This window comes from Slackia equolifaciens (assembly GCF_003725995.1).
Classification (GTDB): domain Bacteria; phylum Actinomycetota; class Coriobacteriia; order Coriobacteriales; family Eggerthellaceae; genus Slackia; species Slackia equolifaciens.
The window spans coordinates 15960-35852 of sequence record NZ_QIBX01000015.1 but is presented as its reverse complement, the minus strand read 5'-3'; the positions used below and the strand labels follow the sequence as shown (position 1 = coordinate 35852).

15 protein-coding genes and 1 tRNA gene are annotated in these 19893 nt (G+C 59.3%); 11 read left to right on the top strand and 5 right to left on the bottom strand.

The window, feature by feature from the left end; genetic code table 11:
* Window positions 1-75 precede the first annotated feature (75 nt).
* From DMP06_RS08290 to DMP06_RS08280, 3 genes are all read left to right on the top strand, one after another.
* On the top strand, window positions 76-1386 hold the full coding sequence (locus DMP06_RS08290) for an adenylosuccinate synthase (RefSeq protein WP_123209274.1): 1311 nt from the start codon (window positions 76-78) through the stop codon (window positions 1384-1386).
* Window positions 1387-1388: 2 nt separating this feature from the next.
* Entirely contained in the window at window positions 1389-2660 is a 1272-nt protein-coding gene (gene purD, locus DMP06_RS08285; protein ID WP_123209273.1) for a phosphoribosylamine--glycine ligase, read from the top strand.
* Window positions 2661-2852: 192 nt separating this feature from the next.
* On the top strand, window positions 2853-4181 hold the full coding sequence (locus DMP06_RS08280; RefSeq protein WP_123209272.1) for a coproporphyrinogen III oxidase family protein: 1329 nt from the start codon (window positions 2853-2855) through the stop codon (window positions 4179-4181).
* Between the two features lie 142 nt (window positions 4182-4323).
* Here DMP06_RS08280 and DMP06_RS08275 read toward each other — a convergent pair whose 3' ends face one another.
* Window positions 4324-4887 (bottom strand): nucleotidyltransferase family protein, encoded by a 564-nt coding sequence (locus DMP06_RS08275; protein WP_123209271.1) that lies wholly within the window; start codon window positions 4885-4887, stop codon window positions 4324-4326.
* 235 nt (window positions 4888-5122) lie between these two features.
* Entirely contained in the window at window positions 5123-6091 is a 969-nt protein-coding gene (locus DMP06_RS08270; protein ID WP_123209270.1) for an SPFH domain-containing protein, read from the bottom strand.
* 259 nt (window positions 6092-6350) lie between these two features.
* On the opposite strand from DMP06_RS08270, the gene DMP06_RS08265 reads away from it, so the two are divergent.
* Both DMP06_RS08265 and DMP06_RS08255 read left to right on the top strand, forming a co-directional pair.
* Window positions 6351-6426 (top strand) — tRNA-Phe (locus DMP06_RS08265).
* A gap of 924 nt (window positions 6427-7350) precedes the next feature.
* Entirely contained in the window at window positions 7351-8406 is a 1056-nt protein-coding gene (locus DMP06_RS08255) for a hypothetical protein (RefSeq protein WP_123209269.1), read from the top strand.
* Between the two features lie 230 nt (window positions 8407-8636).
* Here DMP06_RS08255 and DMP06_RS08250 read toward each other — a convergent pair whose 3' ends face one another.
* Both DMP06_RS08250 and DMP06_RS08245 read right to left on the bottom strand, forming a co-directional pair.
* Window positions 8637-9803: a DNA/RNA non-specific endonuclease gene (locus tag DMP06_RS08250; RefSeq protein ID WP_220092552.1), complete on the bottom strand. Its 1167-nt coding sequence runs from the start codon at window positions 9801-9803 to the stop codon at window positions 8637-8639.
* A gap of 216 nt (window positions 9804-10019) precedes the next feature.
* Window positions 10020-10667, bottom strand: coding sequence for an HAD family hydrolase (locus tag DMP06_RS08245; RefSeq protein ID WP_123209267.1), 648 nt, complete (start codon window positions 10665-10667; stop codon window positions 10020-10022).
* Window positions 10668-11320: 653 nt separating this feature from the next.
* On the opposite strand from DMP06_RS08245, the gene nagB reads away from it, so the two are divergent.
* Entirely contained in the window at window positions 11321-12211 is an 891-nt protein-coding gene (gene nagB, locus DMP06_RS08240; RefSeq protein ID WP_123209266.1) for a glucosamine-6-phosphate deaminase, read from the top strand.
* 578 nt (window positions 12212-12789) lie between these two features.
* The gene (nagA, locus tag DMP06_RS08235; RefSeq protein ID WP_123209265.1) at window positions 12790-13938 is read left to right on the top strand and encodes an N-acetylglucosamine-6-phosphate deacetylase; all 1149 of its coding nucleotides are present in this window, start codon (window positions 12790-12792) and stop codon (window positions 13936-13938) included.
* 458 nt (window positions 13939-14396) lie between these two features.
* On the opposite strand, the gene DMP06_RS08230 is transcribed toward nagA, so the two are convergent.
* Complete coding sequence (locus DMP06_RS08230) at window positions 14397-14990, bottom strand: TetR/AcrR family transcriptional regulator (protein WP_161957868.1); 594 nt, start codon at window positions 14988-14990, stop codon at window positions 14397-14399.
* A 330-nt stretch (window positions 14991-15320) separates the two neighbouring features.
* Here DMP06_RS08230 and DMP06_RS08225 point away from each other — a divergent pair, with 330 nt between their 5' ends.
* The 4 genes from DMP06_RS08225 to DMP06_RS08210 all read left to right on the top strand — a co-directional run bounded on the left by DMP06_RS08225 (window position 15321) and on the right by DMP06_RS08210 (window position 19740).
* Window positions 15321-15812 (top strand): HsmA family protein, encoded by a 492-nt coding sequence (locus DMP06_RS08225; RefSeq protein ID WP_123209263.1) that lies wholly within the window; start codon window positions 15321-15323, stop codon window positions 15810-15812.
* A 438-nt stretch (window positions 15813-16250) separates the two neighbouring features.
* Entirely contained in the window at window positions 16251-17717 is a 1467-nt protein-coding gene (locus tag DMP06_RS08220; RefSeq protein ID WP_123209262.1) for a cytochrome ubiquinol oxidase subunit I, read from the top strand.
* Between the two features lies 1 nt (window position 17718).
* Complete coding sequence (gene cydB, locus DMP06_RS08215) at window positions 17719-18774, top strand: cytochrome d ubiquinol oxidase subunit II (protein WP_123209261.1); 1056 nt, start codon at window positions 17719-17721, stop codon at window positions 18772-18774.
* A 522-nt stretch (window positions 18775-19296) separates the two neighbouring features.
* Entirely contained in the window at window positions 19297-19740 is a 444-nt protein-coding gene (locus DMP06_RS08210) for a GatB/YqeY domain-containing protein (RefSeq protein WP_123209260.1), read from the top strand.
* The last annotated feature ends 153 nt before the right edge of the window (window positions 19741-19893 follow it).

Genomic DNA, 19893 nt, shown 5'->3' with positions numbered 1-19893 from the left:
GGGCGCTCGGACCTAAAGGCCATGTGCGTTTTAAGGCCGCTTGAGGTTCAATATATGGAAGAAAGAGAGACGAACATGCCTAACGTGGTGTTGGTCGGAGCCCAGTGGGGTGACGAAGGCAAGGGAAAGGTGACCGACCTCATTTCCCGCGACTTCGACTACGTGGTGCGCTACCAGGGCGGAAACAACGCCGGCCACACGGTGATTCACGGCGATAAGAAGCTCGCATTGCACCTTATTCCGTCGGGTATCATGTACGAGCACGCGGTGCCGGTTATCGGCAACGGTGTGGTGGTGAACCCGCAGGTGCTGGTTGAGGAGATGCGCATGCTGGAGGGCGAGGGCCTGTCCTGCGAGCGCCTGAAGATCTCCTGCGATGCTCACGTGATCATGCCCTACCATATCGAGCTGGACAAGGCGTCCGAGTTCAAGCTGGGTAAAAACGAAATCGGAACCACCAACCGCGGCATCGGCCCGTGCTATCAGGACAAAGCCGCCCGCAGCGGCATCCGCATCCAGGATCTGCTGGACGAGCACGTGTTCCGCATGAAGGTGGAGGCGGCGCTCGAGGTGAAGAACGCCATCCTGGAGAAGGTGTACGGCAAGCGCACGTTCACCGTGGATGAAATCTGCGACGCGTATCTGCCGTATGCCGAGGTCATTCGTCCCCATATGGCAGAAACCGCGCAGCTTCTGAACAACGCGCTGCGTGAGGGCAAGCATATTCTGTTCGAGGGCGCGCAGGGCACGCTGCTCGATATCGACCATGGCACGTATCCGTTCGTGACCAGCTCCTCGTGCTGTGCGGGCGGCGCGGCTACGGGTTCTGGCGTGGGTCCTGCCGCCATCGACCGCGTGCTGGGCATCGAGAAGGCCTATGTTACACGTGTTGGCGCCGGTCCTTTCCCCACCGAGCTGATTTATCCCGAAAACGGCGGCGAGGGCCAGGACGCCATCGACGGCGACCTGATGTGCGCCGAGGGCCACGAGTACGGCGTGACCACCGGGCGCAAGCGCCGTTGCGGCTGGTTCGACGCGGTTATCGCCCGCTATGCCGCAGAGGTTAACGGCCTGACCGATATCGCGCTCACCAAGCTGGATGTGCTCTCGGCGTTCGACGAGCTCAAGATTTGCGTGGCGTACGAGTGCGACGGCAAGACCTACGATTATTTCCCCATGCAGCAGAGTGTGCTGTTCCATGCCAAGCCGGTGTATAAGACCATGCCGGGCTGGAAGGGGCAGGACATCACCAAGGCCACGTGTTTTGAGGAGCTGCCGCAGGCGGCGCAGGACTACGTACACGAAATCGAGCGTTTGAGTGGTGTGAAGGCAACCATCATCTCCGTGGGTCCGGATCGCAATCAGACCTTTATGAGGGGTTGGTAAGAATGAACGTATTGGTACTTGGCTCGGGCGGGCGTGAACATGCGCTTACCTGGGCAATCTCTCGCTCCGAGCGCTGCGGCGAGCTGTTTGTGGCTCCTGGCAACGGCGGTACGGCGGCTATTGCCACCAACGTGCCCGTGAACACCGAGGATGCCGAGGCCATTATCGGCTTCGCACGCGACCATGCCATCGACCTGGTGGTTGTGGGACCCGAGGCCCCGCTGGTTGCCGGCGTGGCGGACGAGCTTCGCAAGGCGGGTCTTTTGGTGTTTGGCCCCGATGCGCAAGGCGCGCGTCTTGAGGGCTCCAAGAGCTTCTCCAAGGAATTCATGTTGGCGCATGATCTTCCCACCGCGCGCTATAAGAAGTGCACGTCTCAGGACGAAGCGATGGCCTATCTGCACGAGGTGGGCGCACCTATCGTGGTCAAGGCCGATGGCCTGGCAGCCGGCAAGGGCGTGGTCGTGGCTGAAACGATGGAGGACGCCGAGGAGGCCGTACGCGATTGCTTCGCAGGCGATTTCGGCGAGGCCGGTTCCACCGTGGTCATCGAGGAGATGCTCGAGGGACCCGAGTGCAGCATGCTGGCGTTTTTGGCGGGCGGCAAGGCATTGTGCATGCCCTGTGCCCAGGATCACAAGCGCGCCTATGATGGAGACCGCGGTCCCAACACCGGCGGCATGGGCGTGTATTCCCCCGTGCCGTGCGTGACCCCCGAGCTCGAAGAGCAGATGCGCTCCATTATGGAGGCGGCCGCCGCAGCCACCGCTAAGGATTTCGACGAGCCGTATCGCGGGGTGCTCTATGGCGGCTTCATGCTGACTGCGGAAGGCCCCAAGCTTCTCGAGTTCAACGCCCGTTTCGGCGATCCCGAAACGCAGGTGCTTATGCCGCGCCTCGCGAGCGATGCGCTCGACGTGTTCGAGGCCGTCGCCCGCGGTAGCCTAGAGGGCGTCGAGCTTTCCTGGCGTTCCGAGTGCGCCGTTTCGGTGGTGCTTGCCAGCGAGGGCTATCCCGGCAAGTACGAAAAGGGCAAGGTCATCCTCGGCATCGAAGAGGCGGAGGCGCTCGACGACGTGATCGTGTTCCATGCCGGCACTGCTTTCAACGCCGATGACGAGCTCGTGACCAACGGCGGTCGTGTTCTCAATGTGGTCGCTCTCGCCGATACGTTCGAAGAGGCGCGTGAGCGTGCCTACGAGGCGTGCGACAAGATCAACTTCGAAGGCAAGCAGTACCGTCGCGACATTGCCATGCGCGCCATAGAAGGCTAGCATTCGATCGACCAAGCAGCATCAACGCCCTGGCTTTCAATAGTCGGGGCGTTTTGCTGTCTGCGACTCCGTAGTTTTGTCGTGACGCCACTGCGCGAGAGGCGCTGGTGCGCTATGATGCAGGGTCGTTGTCGTTAACGCCCGCCTACGCAGCGCTGGCGGATTGAGAATAAGATAGAGGTACAAGAGCGAATGCTGAGCGAACGACTCCTTACGCGCGCGGTACGGTACTGCGCCGATAGCTTCATGAAGATCGAGCCCTGCCGAGTGGAGCGCATTCCCGGCCCAAAGCCCGGGCAGCCCTATATGCTGTATGCGCACATCCCGTTCTGCGAGCGCCTGTGCCCGTATTGCTCGTTCAACCGCTTCCCGTTTTCCGAGAAGCGTGCGGTACCGTATTTCAAGAACCTGCGCCGCGAGCTCATGATGGTCAAAGAACTCGGCTACGATTTCGATTCGCTCTACATTGGCGGCGGCACGCCCACTATCATGCTGGATGAGCTGTGCGACTTCATCGACCTGGCAAAACGCGAGTTTTCCATCAAAGAGGTCTCGTGCGAGACCAACCCCAACCATCTTACGCTGCCGTATCTGGAGAAGCTTCAGGGCCGCGTCGATCGCATGAGCGTTGGCGTGCAGAGCTTCGACGACGATTTGCTCAGGCAGATGGATCGCTATGAGAAGTACGGCGACGGCAAGACCATCCTTGAATCCATCAAGGTGGCGGCACCGTATTTCAAATCGCTCAACGTGGACATGATTTTCAACTTCCCCGCGCAGACCGAAGAGGTGTTGCGCCGTGACCTGGAGATGGTAATTGAGAGCGGCACCAGCCAGACCACGTTCTATCCGCTTATGGCTTCGCCTTCGGTGGAGAAATCGCTGGCGCGTACGGTGGGCAAGGTGGATTACGACCGCGAGCAGCACTTCTACGAAATCATCAGCGAAACGCTCGCCGGTGGGGCCAATGCGCCCTTCGAGCACGGTTCGGCCTGGACGTTCAATAAGCGTGAGGCCAGCGTGGCGCCGGAAGACGCGATGATCGACGAATACATCGTCGATTACGAGGAGTATCCGGCCATCGGCAGCGGCGGCATGACGTATTTGGGCGACACGCAGTACGTGAACACGTTCAGCATCCGCGATTACAACGCGGCCATCGAAAGCGGCCGCATGTCGGTGATGGGCAAGGCGACGTTTTCTAAGCACAACCGCATGCGCTATCGTTTCATGATGCAGCTGTTCGGTCTGCGTTTGGATAAGAAGCAGTGGGAGCGCGACTTTGGTTGCAGCGTTGCCGGCGGGCTTCCGGTTGAGTATGCGTTCATGAAGATGTCGGGAGCATTCGATCGCGACGATGACGAATGCATCACGCTCACGCCCAAGGGCCGCTACCTGATGGTGGTGATGATGCGCCAGTTCTTCATCGGCGTGAACAACCTGCGCGACCAGGCTCGCGCCGCGCTTCCCGAAGGCGAGCGCCAGCTCCTCTTCGGCAGCGGCTGCGCCGAGTGCAAATAGAATTTCATAGAATAAGCCGCATGCAACGAGGGGTTTCGCCTTTCGTTCGAAGCCTCTCGTTCTACACTATTCGGTCGAATGCTCGATTTCGGACTGCGTTTGCAGTACGATATCGTATATCTCCTGGATGCTTGACGCTTCTTCAGCTTTCGCGCTCATACAGCAACACCTTCTCGCGCTCAATCGCTTTAGACAGGTTTGTATTTCTCAACTGATCAGATGTGATGACATCTACCGTACGACCCGTCATTTTCTCGATGCGCTTGGAAAAATGCACCAGGTCATGAAGATTGAAGCTGTGTGACCTGTCTAAGATAAGCCGAAGGTCTATGTCGCTTGTTGGGGCGGAATCGCCTCGAGCGAATGAGCCAAAGAGATACACTTGCGCAATGCCTGGGTATTCCGCTGACACTTCTCGCACTGCTTCGCGAATTTCCTCTTGCGTAGGGATGCCAGGCCGATTGTCTGCTTTAAGGAGTCTCAGAATCTCCTCTATTTGAGTCTGAATGGTTCCAATGGTCTCCGAGGTAAATTCTTTCTCCCGCTGCGCAAGCCCTAGCTCGAGGAAATGTATGAACGCATCGGTCTTGCTCAGCCTGTGTTGCGCAGCGTACTCCTCGATAGGCTCAACGATTCTTGCGGGCAGACGAAGCGACAGGGGAACTCTCGTGTCCACGATATGGTGGTATGTGACCTCTTTGCGCATAGGAAATCCTCTCGCCGGGTGGTGTAACACAATTGTATCACATCATGCGGAAAGAGAAAACGAAGGGGCGGTTTTGGAACCGCCTTTATGCGTCGGTACCGATGGCGCCGTTCGGGCGTCTCTTGCGAAACCGTGGAGCAATGCGTCGAACGTGGATGTCAATGCGGGGCGCTGGGGCGTGGGGCTCCGACGTATCCGAGGCTTTCCGTCCCAAGGGTAGGCCAAAACAGGCGTGCTATTTGGCGCTGCTGCCGCCCGCTTCGGCCTCGCCCTCATGGCGGGAGTCGTTGGCATCTCCTGCAACCAACATCTGCTCGAACATGGATCCCGCGGTTTGGAAATCGCTGGGCAGCACCACGGTGGAACCCTTTCCGCTTTCGGCGAATTTGCCCATCATGTCGGTCCACTGCGTGAACATGAACAGCTGATTGGCCTCCTGCGGAGTCACGCCCGATTCCTTGATGGTCTCAAGCGAATCCTTGATGCCAAGCGCGATGGCCTTGCGCTGGTTCGCAATGCCTTCGCCCGCCTTCTCCATGCTTTCAGCCTCAGCCTTGGCCTCGGTCACCATCTTGATGCGGTCGGCTTCGGCAAGGTCCTGCGCTGCTAGTCTGATTCGCTGTGCCGAATTGATCTGGTTCATGGAATCCTCGACCTCTTTGGGCAGCGCGATGCGCGTGATAAGGGTCGACACCAACGTGAAGCCATAGCCTGCCATCTGGGTGGAAACGGTGGCATTCACGTCTTGGGCAATGTCGTCCTTCTTGGCGAATACCTCGTCGAGTGAGTACATAGGAATAGCGCTTCGCAGGGCATCGGTGATGAAGTCCTTCATCTGGTCGACGGGTTCCTGCAGCATGTAGTAGCTCTTGTAGATGCCCGACTCCTGCGGCGTGTTGCCCAGCGCATAGTCAACGTGGTATTGCGCCGAAACGTCCAGGCCAATGGTCACGTTGTCCTCGGTCTTCACGTCTATGGTGAAGCCGTTTTTCATCGTGCGCAGGCTGACCGTGGCCGCCTTGCGTTCAAAGATGGGGATTTTCACATGAAAGCCCGCGCCTACGAAGCGGTTGAATTTTCCCAGCCGTTCGATGATCACGGAATGCTGCTGCTCGACGATGAAAAAGCCGTCTTTGACAAGCAGCACAATCACGACGAAGATGATGACGAACACGACGATGTTGCTAATGATGAAGGCTGTCATGGCGATCCTTTCCGCCAGGATGTCTGGCTGGTTGGCACATCGCGTTTTCCGCGGGCTGTGCATCTTGCGCCGTCGCGCTGGATAGGCATGCCTATTGTATATCGTCACGCGCAGGCGAAGCGCGCGCCCTTTGCATCTCGCAATGCGCCCTTTCGTAAATTTTGCAGAAGCCCAATGCTGGCAGGTGAAATTTCTGAATCTTTTTTCTTGCACTATAGGAGGCAACCTGTTAAGATACTAACTCGCGTTAAGCGCAACCGGTCAGGTAGCTCAGTTGGTAGAGCAGGGGACTGAAAATCCCCGTGCCGGGGGTTCAAGTCCCTCTCTGACCACCATTAAAACGCCAGGTCAGCCCACTGTGGCTGACCTTTTTTGTTGGTCAAACCTACAACGTGACCAACATTTTGACATAGCACAGAGCGCGTGTCCGTTCCGATTGTCGAGCCATAGGATAAAAAGTGCGTTCGCCAGGATTATTCACCGCTTACATTCAGCGGGCATGCGGAACTCTCTCCAGATGATTCCCGGCCAGTAGTCTTCAGACTATAGACAAAACGTACATCTTGGGCATTTCACCAGGCACGGACGAACAGCATGTGCGACCGCCCCCCCATCCTCGGGATATAGGCAAAAAGTGTGTAAAGGACCTAATCAACCGAGTGTGGATCCGGTGTGCTGCAATGGAACTCAGGCCACACCGATCCCCCATCCTCGGTGCCGGATGTTCGGAAAAATCAGCGGGCGGGTTCATGATACGGATGGATCCTTTAATTTTGGACAAGATTACAGGTTAGCCGGGAATGCTCTCGATATTTTGCTTGATGAGCGTTGGGGCTGGGGCTTACGGAACCGGCCAATCTCTCTCTGCCTCGTCACGATAGGGCGTTTTCCCAGGAAAATCCTGCGGATAACTTTTCTTACGCCGATTCTGCGCTCGGCTAACCTGTAATGTTGTCCAAAAACCGAGGCACGGATCGCAAGTTCGATATAGGAAGGTGAAAGCAGGGGGGTACGGAGCGGAGAGCGTCTCCGCCGCGCTCTAAAACCCTATGCGTCAATTGCTGCCTGAATCAGAGGGATTGTCGCAATGCGGCACCAAGGCTTGATATGATTCAAGTGCCAAGTGCCAAGTGCCAAGTGCCAAGTGCCAAGTGCCAAGTGCCAAGTGCCAAGTGCCAAGTGCCAAGTGCCAAGTGCCAAGTCTCCTTTGGGATGTTTGCCGAGGCGAGCGAGCGATTAACGCCAGGAACGGAGCTGCTATGGAATCATATGCGCAGGACGACGCGAGAGATATCGAGAAGGTTCAGCCTGTTGAGGCGGTGGCATCTGAAAACGACTCCTCTTACGACCGTCCGCCCACTGAAAGAACGGCAGAGGATTATGCCAAGGCAATCGCGGGAATTCTCGGCATTGCCGCAGTGGTCATAGACCGCGCGCCAATTCCCGGGCCCGGAAAAACCGCAGCCTCCGGCGCGGCAAAAGTTGCTGCGGCTGCAATTCCCGCCATGCAAAAGGCGATTCCCAAGGTAAAGGATGCCGTTGAAAAGAACCCTGAGCTTGTGAATAAGGTAGTGGGCGCCGCTAAAGATGCCGGCTCGCATGCCGCCAAGGTTGCTCGCGATGCGGGGGCGGGTGCTGCCAAAGTGGCTCCTGGCGCGTTCGAAAAGGCCGGTCATGCGTTTGGCGGTGGATTCGGAAAAGCGCGCGAGACGCTCAAAGGGGCAGCGGGCAAGGCCGTCGGCGTTGCGGGCATCGCTGCCGGAGCCGCTGGTTCGGTTGCCCATGGCGCCGCCGCAAAGGTCAAAGATGCCGCAGCAGCGCGCGATGAGGAAAAGGCCCGCCGTGAGGCGAGGCGCGTGGTTTTGGAGGGTGCGGGTGTGCGTTTGACGCCCAAGAAGTTCTTCGAGAACTGGAATCAGCACGCATTTGTCGCCCAGTCGGGCGCCTCGGTGGCAAGCGTGTCCACTGATGCTTCCGGTTTGCAATCGCAACCGCTAGGGCACGGGGCAGCATCCTCTGCGGGCTATCTTGCATATCCAGGCTGCTATGTGGTGCTCACGTTTGGCAAGGGGGTCAAGCAGGACGATTACAGCAAGTTCCGCGACGTATACGTAGGAGCATCCTCCAATATGGGCGTTGCCATTCGCGCGGATTTCATAGGTCTGGGCGATCCGGACGTGTATGCCGACGTGAAATACCAGCAGGATGTTCGCGTGCTGGTATTCCCCTGTGCTGAGGAAAACCTCGATCAGCTACGCCAATCGCTCATCGTTGCACTCGACGCCGACGCGTCATACAACCGCACGAGGGGATAGGCTCAACGCCGGCAAAGGTGCCGAAAGGCGCCTCGACTCATGCGGCCGTGCAAGAAAGCAGGCTCGGCTTATGCTTGCGGCGCTCCTTCCGCGCCGGCCTCTTTCGATTACGGTTCGCGCCTGCCGCAAGGCTCGAATTCGACTGTGGCGGAGTCGGCCGCTGCCGCTCGGATGCCCAAGGGCTCTGCCGCTCGAACCCGACCATGGCGGAATCGGCCAGCCCGTAAAGGCTACGGTTTGCATCTGCCACAAGGCTCGAACCCCTGATTGATGAGGTCTTGGCGGCTGCCCTCGTAATTCTGTCGGTTGTCGGGTTCGGTTTCTTCAACCGACGGACAGGTGGGGTAGTGGAACTTCATCGTGTTGGTATTGAGCACGTATGTGCCCTGCGTATCGCGAGCGGATTCATCGGAGTCGCTCGCGCCTGCGTCTTTTGATGCATCGGGCTGGGCGTCAGCCGCACCCGGTGCACCTCCTCCATCATCGTCGCCGCTTCCGGTTTCCTTCACGTTTGCCGTCGACCCCCAGGCATCGTGGTCGTAGCGCGGGTCAGCTTTGGGGGCGTCTGAAATCGACCCGTTGGGATCGATTGCGCCTACGAAGCGCTCCACCTGCGGCACCTCGCTCGACGCGCGGCTGGAGCCATCCGCGTAGTCGATGGCCACACCGGGCTCAACGTTGTACACGAACACGTTGAAGCTCACGGCCGCCCCTCCGTCGTCGAGCGATTGCGCCTCCATCTGCACGCCCCGCGCCACAAGCTCGTCGCCTTCGAACCATGGGGTCACGCGGTACAGCACCTCGCCGCCCGTTTCGTTCACATAGTCGGCGACCATGTTCTCGTAAGGCAGCATGCCTGCAGCGTTCATTTCGCGCGTGCCGGTGATAAGGTTGCGTTCGTTGGCGTCCTCGCCGGCCAGCTGCCAGCCAATCAGATGGCTGCGGTTGTAGAGGGCCTCCTCATCCACAAAGTCATAGAACTTTTGGTTCCATCCGCTGGGATGCACGGCGGATATATCGCCGCGCTCGCCAGTAGGCATGGTATTGGAATCTATGACGGCGTAGGCGGTACCACATCGACCCAGGTCATCGAGCGTGCTGTAGCGCTCGATGGTCTGACCGTGCTCTACGGCGTCTTGAGCCTGGGCCACTTCCCCATCGGTGAAACCGGGCTGCCCGTCGTTGACCTCCAAGCACAGTGTGCCGTCGTATTCGGGCAAATCTTCAACAACTACAGCGGCCTCGCCCGTCGGGGGCGCAGGTTCGGGCTCGCTGGCGGAGGAGCATCCTGCAAGTGCAAGGCAAAGCGCAAGTGCCGCCATAAAGGCAAGCGAAATGCGGTGGATAATAGAGCTGTTTTCCGTCAAGGGGAGAGTCATCTGACAACTAGGGTGCATGGGGTCCTTCCATGTCGAGGGGGCGGTGCAAGGGGTGGGCGCACAACGCCGGGGTTGCGCTGGGCTTCTCCATGCTGGAGGGGCGTGCAATGCTGGGCGAATCTATTCGTGCCGAACGTGGGCTCCTGGGAGGCCCACCACGTCGGCGTCCCCCCGTGGCGCGCAATGCTGGGCGAATCTATTCGCGTCGAACGGTCCGGTTCGAAAAACGTTGGGTTATGCGAGCGCCAGCAAGTCGGCCGGCGATTCCGCCCATGCGTCGGGTTTTGCGGCCTCGAGCCGCTCGCGAGGCTGATAGCCCCAGGTCACCGCTACTGCGAAAGCTCCGGCGCGTTGGGCTGCCTCCACATCGGTATGAGAATCGCCCACATATGCCACGCGTTCGATAGGCACTGCAAGCTCTGCCGCAACGCGCAAGAGCCCCGTGGGGTCGGGCTTGCGCGGCACGGGGCCTTCGCCCATTGCCATATCCATCACGTCGGCGAAATAGTGATTGGTCATAAGCTTGGTGCCGGCATCGTATTTATTGGAGAGCACCGCAAGCTTCTTGCCCCGTGCCTTGAGCGTATGCAACACGTCCATCATGCCGGCGTATACCTGCGTTTTTACGTCGCCGCGTTCGTCGTAGAGCGCTTTCCAGTGGGCGATGCATGCGTCGGCCGCCTCTTTCTCGAGCCCCTGGGGCATGGCCTGCGTGATGAGCGAGCGCAGGCCGTTGCCCACCATGCGCAGGATTTCATCGGAGGTGTGCGTGGGATAGCCAAAGTGCTCCATGGTGTCGTTGGTTACATCCACCAGGTCGGGCAGCGTATCCAAGAGAGTGCCATCCATATCAAACACGAATGCGTCAATCTGTGGGTTCATAGGATTCCTCCTTATGCGCCTTTGCCCGCGCTCCTTGGGCGGGGCCGGGCGCTGGGTGTTTGGTTGGGGTCAATCATACCAGGGGAGTGTATCCATCTTGTTGGGCGGATGTGTTGCGTGTGTTCGGGTTGGGCGCGGCGGGCAAGGCGTTTGCGCCGGCTCCTGCTTGCTGCACGATGCATACATCGGAATGCGTTTGCCGTGGCGCTTGCAAGCGATGCGCTATAATGCAGCCGATGGCCGCCCGTGTTTGGGTGTGCGGGCAGCGCCGTTGTTTTATTGAAGGAGCCGCAGGCTAGCGCTTTCGGCTTTTTTCCTTCTTTCGGGAACTACCCCGTGCTGCGGACAAGAACGAAAGCAACGCCGCGCCAAGGCTGCACATTGCTGTAGCAAGCCCGACTATTGCGGTTGCGAGTCCCACGCACCACCTCCCTTTGCATCGGAAGGCGCGTGCCAGCTCACGGGTCGGCTATCGGCCCACTTGATTGTATCACAATTGTATTACGCATTTCTTTCTCTGAAAGGGCGCACTACCGCGGTGCGCCCTTTTTGCGCTTTGGGCGAGGAATGTATTGGCGGCGAGCGGGAGCTATGCGAAGATTCGCACTATCATGTTACCAATGCTCCTACGCTTCCAATATGAAAGGGGATCCATGGAAATCTACGTTACCAAGGATTATCAGGAAATGAGCGAGGCCGCGGCCGATATCATCGCCGATCTGGTTGCGGAAAAGCCCGGTTGCGTGCTGGGTCTGGCCACCGGTTCTACGCCCGAGGGTCTGTATGCTGAGCTCGTGCGCCGTTTCGAGGAAGGCGAGCTCGATTTTTCTCGCGTGGCCACCTTCAATTTGGACGAATATCGCGGTCTTGATCCGCAGCACGAGCAGAGCTACCGCTATTTCATGCAGAAGCATCTGTTCGATCATGTAAACGTGCGTCCCGAGAACACGCATGTACCCAACGGAGCCAACCCCGACGCCGATGCCGCCTGCGAGGCGTACGAAGCGTCTATCCTGCTGGCCGGCGGTATCGACCTTCAGCTTTTGGGCCTGGGTCACAACGGCCACATCGGCTTCAATGAGCCTGCTGACGAGTTCACTAAGGAAACCAACTGCGTCGATTTGACGGAGAGCACCATTCAGGCCAACAGCCGCCTGTTCAACTCCGCGGACGAGGTGCCCCGCCAGGCGTACACCATGGGCATTGGCACCATCATGGCCGCCAAGCAGATCCTGCTCGTGGTGTCCGGCGAAGACAAGGCCGATATTGTGCGCGAGGTTTTCTTCGGGCCGGTGACGCCCAAGGTCCCCGCCTCTATCCTGCAGTTCCACCCCAACGCTATCGCGGTGGTGGACGAGGCTGCGTTCTCCAAGTGCGGCGACGTTGCCCAGGTGGCGGAGGATTGCGGCTGCGGCCATCATCATGGCGACGATGAAGAATGCTGTGGTGGTGCTCATGAGCACGGCGATGAGGATTGCCGCCGCCATCATCACGGCAATCCGCCCGCGGAGGGCGAGTGCTGCGGTAAGCACTACAACGAGTAGTTCCACGGAGGGCGGCGCAAGGCGTCGCCCTTTTTATGCTGCAGGATTGTTGAGGCAGGGCCTCAAGACGCGACCGTGAAACCAAGCTTGATTGCATGAAGCGGCGATTTGCCGCAGCATAAACGTCGCCCCGCAACCGCGCGAACGTCGTTTCACAACCGCGCAAACGTCGTTTCACAACCGCGCAAACGGCGCCCCGCAAACGAACGGCGATTTGCCGCACCAGAAACGTCGTTTCGCAACCGCGTAAAAGTCGTCCCACAAACGAACGGCTATTTGCCGTACTAGAAACGGCGCCCCGCAAACAAACGGCGATTTGCTGCAGTTTTCGAGGGGTGCCCCGAGTATACCGCCGTTGGGATTCGCGTTTCCCCAGGTCACAGCCTCGCGTCGATTGGGCTACTTCGGGAGGTGCGCGAAAACTGCAGCAAATCGACGTTTGTTGCAACATGGAGGCGTTTCTCGTAATGTGGAGGCGCTTCTTGCGGCGAAGAAGCGGGTTTTTGCAACATAGAAGCGCTACTCGGTATCGTTGACTCGCGCTGCGGCGCAAATGTAGAAGAATCGGGAGGGATGCTATGATCATCGCTGATGTTCAGGCGTTTGATGGGCGTGAGTTTGCATCGCGCGACATCATTTTGAAAGATGGAAAGATTTCCGCGCTGCTTTCGCGCGGCACGGCGGACATCCTTGATGAGGAGGATTTTGGCGAGACACTCGATGGTTGGGGCTGCTACGCAATCCCCGGCTTGATCGACATTCATTCCCACGGCGCGGTGGGTCACGATTTTTGCGATGGCTCAGTCGAGTCGATCGAGGCCATCTGTCGCTATGAGGCATCGCGCGGCGTAACATCGTGGTGCGGCACCACCATGACGTATCCCGAGGAAAAACTCGAGGGCATCATGCGCGCCGCCGCCGAATACGTTGCTCCCGCTAACGCCGCCGCGCTTGTGGGAATCAACATGGAAGGCCCCTTCATCAGCCCAAACAAGGTGGGGGCGCAAAATCCGGCGTATGTGCAGGCGTGCGACGCGGGCATGTTCCGACGCCTGCAGGAGGTGTCGGGCGGGCTTATCAAGCTGGTGGATATTGCTCCTGAAGAACCTGGAGCATTGGAGTTTGTCGACGAAGTGGCCGATGAGGTGCGTGTGTCCATCGCGCATACGTGCGCGGATTACGACGTCGCGCGCGAGGCATACCGCCGCGGCGCCAAGCATCTGACGCACCTGTTCAACGCCATGCCGCCGCTTCATCATCGCGAGCCGGGCGTGATCGGTGCCGCTGCTGATGCGGGCGCCACGCCCGAAATCATCGCCGATGGCGTGCATATCCATCCGTCTTCGGTGCGCAGCGCGTTCAAGCTGTTCGGGTCCGACCATATGATTCTCATTAGCGATTCCATGGAGGCGACCGGCATGCCCGACGGCGAGTACAGCCTGGGCGGTCAGGCCGTCACGGTGCGCGGTAACCGCGCAACGCTTCATGACGGCACCATCGCCGGCAGCGCCACCGATCTTATGGGGTGCCTGGTCACGGCCGTGCGCGATATGGGCGTGCCGCTTGAGATGGCTGTGCGTGCGGCTACGATCAACCCTGCCCGTGCAATCGGGGTGGATTCCAATCGCGGATCGCTTGAGGCCGGCAAGGTGGCTGACCTGGTGCTGCTCGATATGAAGACGCTTGAGATCCGTGCCGTCATTCTGCGCGGCGAGCGCATCGCGTAGCGTGCAGCTGTCTGGCGCGTGATGGGGGATGCGGCGCGGGCGCCGGATCGCAAAGCCGAATGCCTCGGCCAGCGCGACCCTGTGGCATTGAGGTGTACGAGTTTTTTCTAGAAACATGAATGCGGACGTTGGGGCACCCCGCGTCCGCGTTTTCGTTTCCGGTGCCCTTCGGGAGGTCGAGCGCCGGATGTGACGCCGACGAGGGCCGAGGTGCTTGAGCGACGAATGTGAGCCCGCGGGAGTCGGGTGCTCGAGCGACGAATGTGATCCCGCGGGAGTTGGGTATTCGAGCGGTGAATGTGGGCTCGCCAGCCCCGCGCGCGAACGGCTTGAACGACTCGAAATCGAACCCGCGGCCCACGATGTCGCCGCCCTCGCGCGCGAATGCTTGGTTCGGTTAAATGAGCGAAGGGGGTCGTGCAGGATGGCCGGCCCCGGGCGCGAACGGCTCGGCCCGCTTACTCGACTCGGGGCTTTTTACCATACAGCGCGCGCTCGAGCACTGCAAAGAGAGCCTCGTTGGCCGTGTCGCCGCGCCGCAACCCTTCGAATATCGAGTCCCATATCCAGTCGCAGAGCTGCTCCTCGCTTAACGCGCTTCCAAAGATGGACCGATCGACGGCCTGGTCGCGCTGAAGCGCGCAGAGTATGCCTGCGCGAATGTGCCTGAAGCAGGCGTCTTCGCGTTCGCGGCTCGTTTTTATGTCGCGAACATCGAGTTTTCCCTGGTTGGACAGCCAGGTTTCGCGGAATACCGCCAAGGGCTCCCGTAGACTTTCCATTGCATCGCGGCAAAAGTCGACGAAACCGCCATCTACGACTTCCTCGGCGCGTGCAAGCTGGTCGTGAGGGATGGAATTGCGCCAGAACTTTTCGACGGCATCGGCCACGAGCTCGGATTTGTTCGGATAGTAGTTGTATACCGACCCTACCGCGACGCCACATCGAGAGGCCACGGAGCGAATGTTCAACGCTCCGGCGCCCTTCTCGCTTGCAAGCTGACAGGCGGCATCGAGAATGATTTCCTTGGATATGGTGGGCTTGTTTCCCATGGCTCCCTTTCGTTTGCGGCGCTCTCCAGCGCGGCGCTTGCCCAGCATCTTGACGAACCAGTTGAGCCAAGAAAGGCTGTCGAGAGGTTCGCCGGCGCGGCGCTTGCGCCCACATCTTCGCATACCGCATCGCACAGATGTCGAAGAGCTTGCCCGCGGCGCATGTATGCCAGCAAATGTGAATCGGTTGTGTACGGCTTGCATTGTAATGCAAGGCGGATATAATGAACAGCGTTCATTAATGAACACAGTTCAGAAATGAACGGCCGACATGGATAAAGGGTGAGTGTTCAGAAATAAGCAGTCGAAACGAAAAGAGGGTGAGAAGGCATGAGTTTGGAACTGGTTTTGGCCACGGCGGCCATCTCGATGGCGCTCGTGTTTTATACGGTGGGGGTGTTTTCGGAGAGAAAGGCCGGGTCGCTTTCGCTGCGCCACGCGGTTTTGTTTTGGATGGGGCTCGCATGCGACACGACGGGCACGCTCATGATGACCTCGATCGCAAATCAGGGAGCCGTTATGCAGGGCGCTAGCATTCATGGAGTTTCCGGCACGTTCGCCATTGTGCTCATGCTCGCGCATGCGACATGGGCGACCGTCACGTACATCCGTCGCGATGAGGCGATGCAGGCGTCATTCCATACGTTCAGCACGTTCGTGTGGCTGATTTGGCTCGTGCCGTATATCATCGGCATGCTGGTCGGCATCCCTGCGATTCACCTGCAGGCCGTATGCGCGGTGGGAACGGCAATCGTGGCGGTTGCGGCAATAGCAGCGGCGCTGTTTGTGCCGAGCCGTCTGCGGGCTGCCCATCGCAAATAGCCAAAGGCTTTGTTGCGGCCTAAACGCCTGCGCCGCCCGTCCGGGCATGCGGCATAACGCGGGACCGACGCGTTGCGCCGTGGGTAAAGCGCCTGTGCTGTCCGCCTGCGATAGCCCGCCCGTCGCGGCTCACATCGAATTCGATGAGCGTGCCTGCTCCGCCCGTCTGGGGCAGCCCCCCGCAAACTGTTCGAAAAATGTTACTAAAATAATAGCAATTAATCCATAGAACCTCCTTTTTATGGTATGATGACGAAGTATTTTCGGGATACTGCATGTGGGCCTTGACCTCCGGTTGCGGCGCAGGGGTGCAGGCTCCCGAAAGCACAAAAAGGGGTCATGCAGCACAATCTCCAATTGTCCATATTGGCAAGGGTCGGTTTCTGCGCATGTCCAAGGAAGCGCCTGCGGGCGCCGATCAAGCAAAGGGGGTGTGCTATGGAGCAATTCCTCGATCCGGCACTGCTTGCGCGTATTCAGTTCGCCCTGGTAGTTATCTTCCACTTCATGTATGTGCCGCTTTCTATCGGCATGGGATTGATTCTGGCCATCAACGAAACGCGCTACTACAAGTCGCGCGACCCGAAGGATGCAGCCGCTACGAAGTTCTGGGCTAAGATCTTCACCACCACGTTTGCCGTGGGTGTGGCGTCAGGCATCACCATGGAGTTCTCGTTTGGCACCAACTGGGCTGATTACAGTCGCTTCGTGGGCGACATCTTCGGCGCGCCGCTGGCCGCCGAGGCCCTGCTCGCGTTCTTCCTCGAGTCGGTGTTCTTGGGCATCGTGCTCTTCGGTCGCGGCAAGGTCGGCCCCAAGTTCTACCTGGCCAGCGCTTGGCTGGTATGGCTGGGCAGCTGCCTTTCTGCCCTGTGGATCATCATCGCCAACTCCTGGATGCAAACGCCCGGCGGTGCCGAGCTTTCCGCCGATGGCTCCAAGGCCGTGCTGACCGATTTCTTCGCTGCGGCGTTCAACGCCACAACGCTGCCGCGCTACAGCCACACCGTGTTGGCTCTGCTGGTTATGGGCGCGTTCGTGGCAATTGCGGTTTCGGCTTGGTATATGCACAAGGGCAAGCATGCCGAGTTCGCACGCAAGACGCTGCGCACCGGCGTTGCTGTTTCGCTCGTGGCCACCTGCTGCCTGCTGGTTTCGGCACACTCCTCTGCCGCCGTGGTTACCGAGGAGCAGCCCACCAAGATCGCCATGATGGAAGGCCACTACGAAACGGGCACGTTGCCGCTGTATGCGGTGGGTCTTGTCGATGAGGAAGGCCAGAGCGTGATCGCTCCCATCGAGCTGCCCGGCTTCACGAGCTTCTTGGCTTCCGGCGATTTCAGCAAGGAATACCCCGGTCTGAACGATCTTGCCGCCGAGAACCCCGATATCGTGGTGGAGGACCTTCCGGTTAACCTCGTGTTCCAGAGCTATCACCTGATGGTTGCTCTCTTCGGCCTGATTTGCGTGGTCATTCTGATCGCCGCCATCGCCGCGTTCAAGAAGAACGGCAAGCTGGGGCAAAAGAAGTGGGCGCAATGGATCATGATCGTGTGCCCCATCTTCCCGATTCTTGCTATCCAGGCTGGTTGGATTACGGCCGAAGTTGGCCGCCAGCCGTACGTGGTGTATCCCGCCACCAGCTCGCCTGAGGGCGTGCAACTTCTGACCAACAACGGCGTTTCAGCGTCGGTCTCGTCGGTCGAGCTGCTGATCACCATCGTGCTGTTTATTGCCGTGTACGCAATCATCCTGGTTGCATGGGCACGCCTGATCAGCGGATTTATCAAGAAGGGCCCCGTGGAAGATCTGGAAGGCGGTATCGTCGACCAGGATGGCGCCGCCGCCATCGCGGGCGCCGTTACAACGGGCGCCGCATCCGATTCCAAGAAGGAGGCGAACTAACATGGAGATCCTGCAGGTTGTTTGGTTCTGCCTCATTTTCGTGCTGATCGCGGGCTACTTCGTGCTTGATGGCTTTGACCTGGGCGCGGGTGTGCTGAGCCCGTTCGTTGCCAAAAACGATCAGGAGCGCGCCATCGTGCGTCAGAGCATCGGTCCTGTGTGGGATGGCAACGAGGTGTGGCTGCTCACCGCGGGCGGCGCACTGTTCGCAGCGTTTCCGGCGGCGTACGCCACCACGTTCTCCGGCTTCTATCTGGCCGTGATGCTGGTGCTCATGGGCCTTATCGTGCGTGCTGCAGCGATTGAATTCGCCGGTCACGACAAAGCGTGGGCGAAGCTGTGGAACATCCTGTTCTTTGTGGGCTCGCTGCTTCCGGCGCTGCTTTTGGGCGTGGCCGTGGGCAACGTGTACGCAGGCATCCCCATGGATGCAAACGGCGATTACATCGGCGTGCCGCTGCTGGGCCTGGTGACTCCCTTTACTCTGCTCACGGGTCTGTTGGGCCTTTCCGCCTTCGTGCTTCAGGGCGCCAGCTGGCTCATGCTGAAGGCTCCGGTGGATTCTGAGGTGCGCGCTCGCGCCAAAAAGGCCGCCTATGTGGCGGGCATTGCAGCGCTGGTGCTTTTCGCGCTGGTGTCGGTGTACGGGCACTTCGTAATTGCGCCCGAGCTGACCGGCGTGCAGACCGTTCTGGGCATTGTTATCGCCATCGTTGCCGTGCTCGCCATGGTGTTCTGCATCGCCAAGGCGAAGGGCGACGGCAGCGACCTGGCCGGATTCATCGCCTCTTCCGCCGTGTGCGTGCTGTTGGTGGCGCTGTGGGGCGCGAGCATGTTCCCCAATCTGGTGGTTGCGGGCGCAGGCGATCCCATCACGCTGTTCCCCACTGCCGCTTCCGGCGAGAACATCACCATTGCCACAGCGGCTTCCAGCAACCTGACGCTCACCTGGATGCTGGGTATCACGTGCGTGGGTCTGCCGCTGGTGCTCATCTATCACTTCATCATCTACCGTACGTTCCGCGGACGCGTGAAGGTGGAGGATTTGCAGTACTAAAGCGCCTATGCTGGTGATGCATGTGTCGCCACAAGCGATGTCACTCGTGGCTCGCGGACTATAAAGACATGATGGCCGTCCCGTGGGGGCGGCCATTGTTGTATGGGCGCGTACTATCTCGCCGATGTAGTAGCATTCGCCGTGCGGCTTACGCCTCGGCTTCGTTCGATCCGGCTCGTCACTTGAGTGTCAATTGAAATTAAAGTGATGATTCAAGTGTAAAGTGATAATTCAAGTGACGGCAAGGGGCGGTGCGAAACACGAAAATGAAGGGGCGACCGGAGGGGCGGTTGGATCGGCAACGGGGCACGAAAGCGAAGGGTGGCTGGACTGGCAATGGGGCACCTAGAGAAAAAAATACGCTGAAGATGGCGGCGCGGCGCAGAAGCGCGGCGATGGTGAGGGCGACGGGGAGAGTGGGCGTTTGCCCGACCTGCCGTTTGGTATATGGAGCGCTATACTAAAGGAAAATACAAGCGGGCCCCGATAAAGACGGGCGCCCCATCACGTTGGGAGGCATCCATGAAGTACGAAGAGCTCAAGGAAGAAATCAAGAACGCTATGAAGGCGCATGACAAGGTGCGCCTGTCTATTCTTCGCCAGGTGCATGGCGAGATCAAGAACATCGAGGTCAACGAGCGCCGCGAGATCACCGATGCCGACGTGGACGCCATGCTCAAGCGCCTGATCAAGCAGACAAGCGAAACGCTGGAGGGCTCTATCAAGGCCGGCAACAACGAGGAGCGTACGGAAACGCTGCGCGCGCAGGTCGCCATTCTGGAGGAGTATCTGCCCAGGCAGATTTCCGGCGATGAGCTGATCGCCCTGGTGGAAAAAACCATCGCCGAGGTGGGCGCCGCCACCAAGCGCGATATGGGCAAAGTCATGGGTGCGCTCAACGCCGCCACCGGAGGGAATTTCGATAAAGCTGCTGCCGCGAAGGAAGTGGGTAGCCGTCTGGCCTAGGGGAGGCCGCCCGGCGCCCCGGCGCCAGTCGGTTTCTGAAAAAAGCCGTCGATTCGATTCATTCAGCGGGAATGACGCCCGCAAAATACAGGCGCATTTGAGGTCCCGGGTCGCTGAAATCAAGCGTGACTCGGGACCCCTTGTATTCTGCAG

Excerpts from the sequence above, each read along its gene's own strand:
- DMP06_RS08230 (WP_161957868.1), bottom strand. The coding sequence starts at position 14,990 with ATGGGAAACAAGCCCACCATATCCAAGGAAATCATTCTCGATGCCGCC.
- DMP06_RS08275 (WP_123209271.1), bottom strand. The coding sequence starts at position 4,887 with ATGCGCAAAGAGGTCACATACCACCATATCGTGGACACGAGAGTTCCC.
- DMP06_RS08255 (WP_123209269.1), top strand. The coding sequence starts at position 7,351 with ATGGAATCATATGCGCAGGACGACGCGAGAGATATCGAGAAGGTTCAG.
- nagA (WP_123209265.1), top strand. The coding sequence starts at position 12,790 with ATGATCATCGCTGATGTTCAGGCGTTTGATGGGCGTGAGTTTGCATCG.
- DMP06_RS08250 (WP_220092552.1), bottom strand. The coding sequence starts at position 9,803 with ATGCACCCTAGTTGTCAGATGACTCTCCCCTTGACGGAAAACAGCTCT.
- cydB (WP_123209261.1), top strand. The coding sequence starts at position 17,719 with ATGGAGATCCTGCAGGTTGTTTGGTTCTGCCTCATTTTCGTGCTGATC.
- DMP06_RS08220 (WP_123209262.1), top strand. The coding sequence starts at position 16,251 with ATGGAGCAATTCCTCGATCCGGCACTGCTTGCGCGTATTCAGTTCGCC.
- DMP06_RS08270 (WP_123209270.1), bottom strand. The coding sequence starts at position 6,091 with ATGACAGCCTTCATCATTAGCAACATCGTCGTGTTCGTCATCATCTTC.
- DMP06_RS08225 (WP_123209263.1), top strand. The coding sequence starts at position 15,321 with ATGAGTTTGGAACTGGTTTTGGCCACGGCGGCCATCTCGATGGCGCTC.
- DMP06_RS08290 (WP_123209274.1), top strand. The coding sequence starts at position 76 with ATGCCTAACGTGGTGTTGGTCGGAGCCCAGTGGGGTGACGAAGGCAAG.
- DMP06_RS08210 (WP_123209260.1), top strand. The coding sequence starts at position 19,297 with ATGAAGTACGAAGAGCTCAAGGAAGAAATCAAGAACGCTATGAAGGCG.
- purD (WP_123209273.1), top strand. The coding sequence starts at position 1,389 with ATGAACGTATTGGTACTTGGCTCGGGCGGGCGTGAACATGCGCTTACC.
- DMP06_RS08280 (WP_123209272.1), top strand. The coding sequence starts at position 2,853 with ATGCTGAGCGAACGACTCCTTACGCGCGCGGTACGGTACTGCGCCGAT.
- DMP06_RS08245 (WP_123209267.1), bottom strand. The coding sequence starts at position 10,667 with ATGAACCCACAGATTGACGCATTCGTGTTTGATATGGATGGCACTCTC.
- nagB (WP_123209266.1), top strand. The coding sequence starts at position 11,321 with ATGGAAATCTACGTTACCAAGGATTATCAGGAAATGAGCGAGGCCGCG.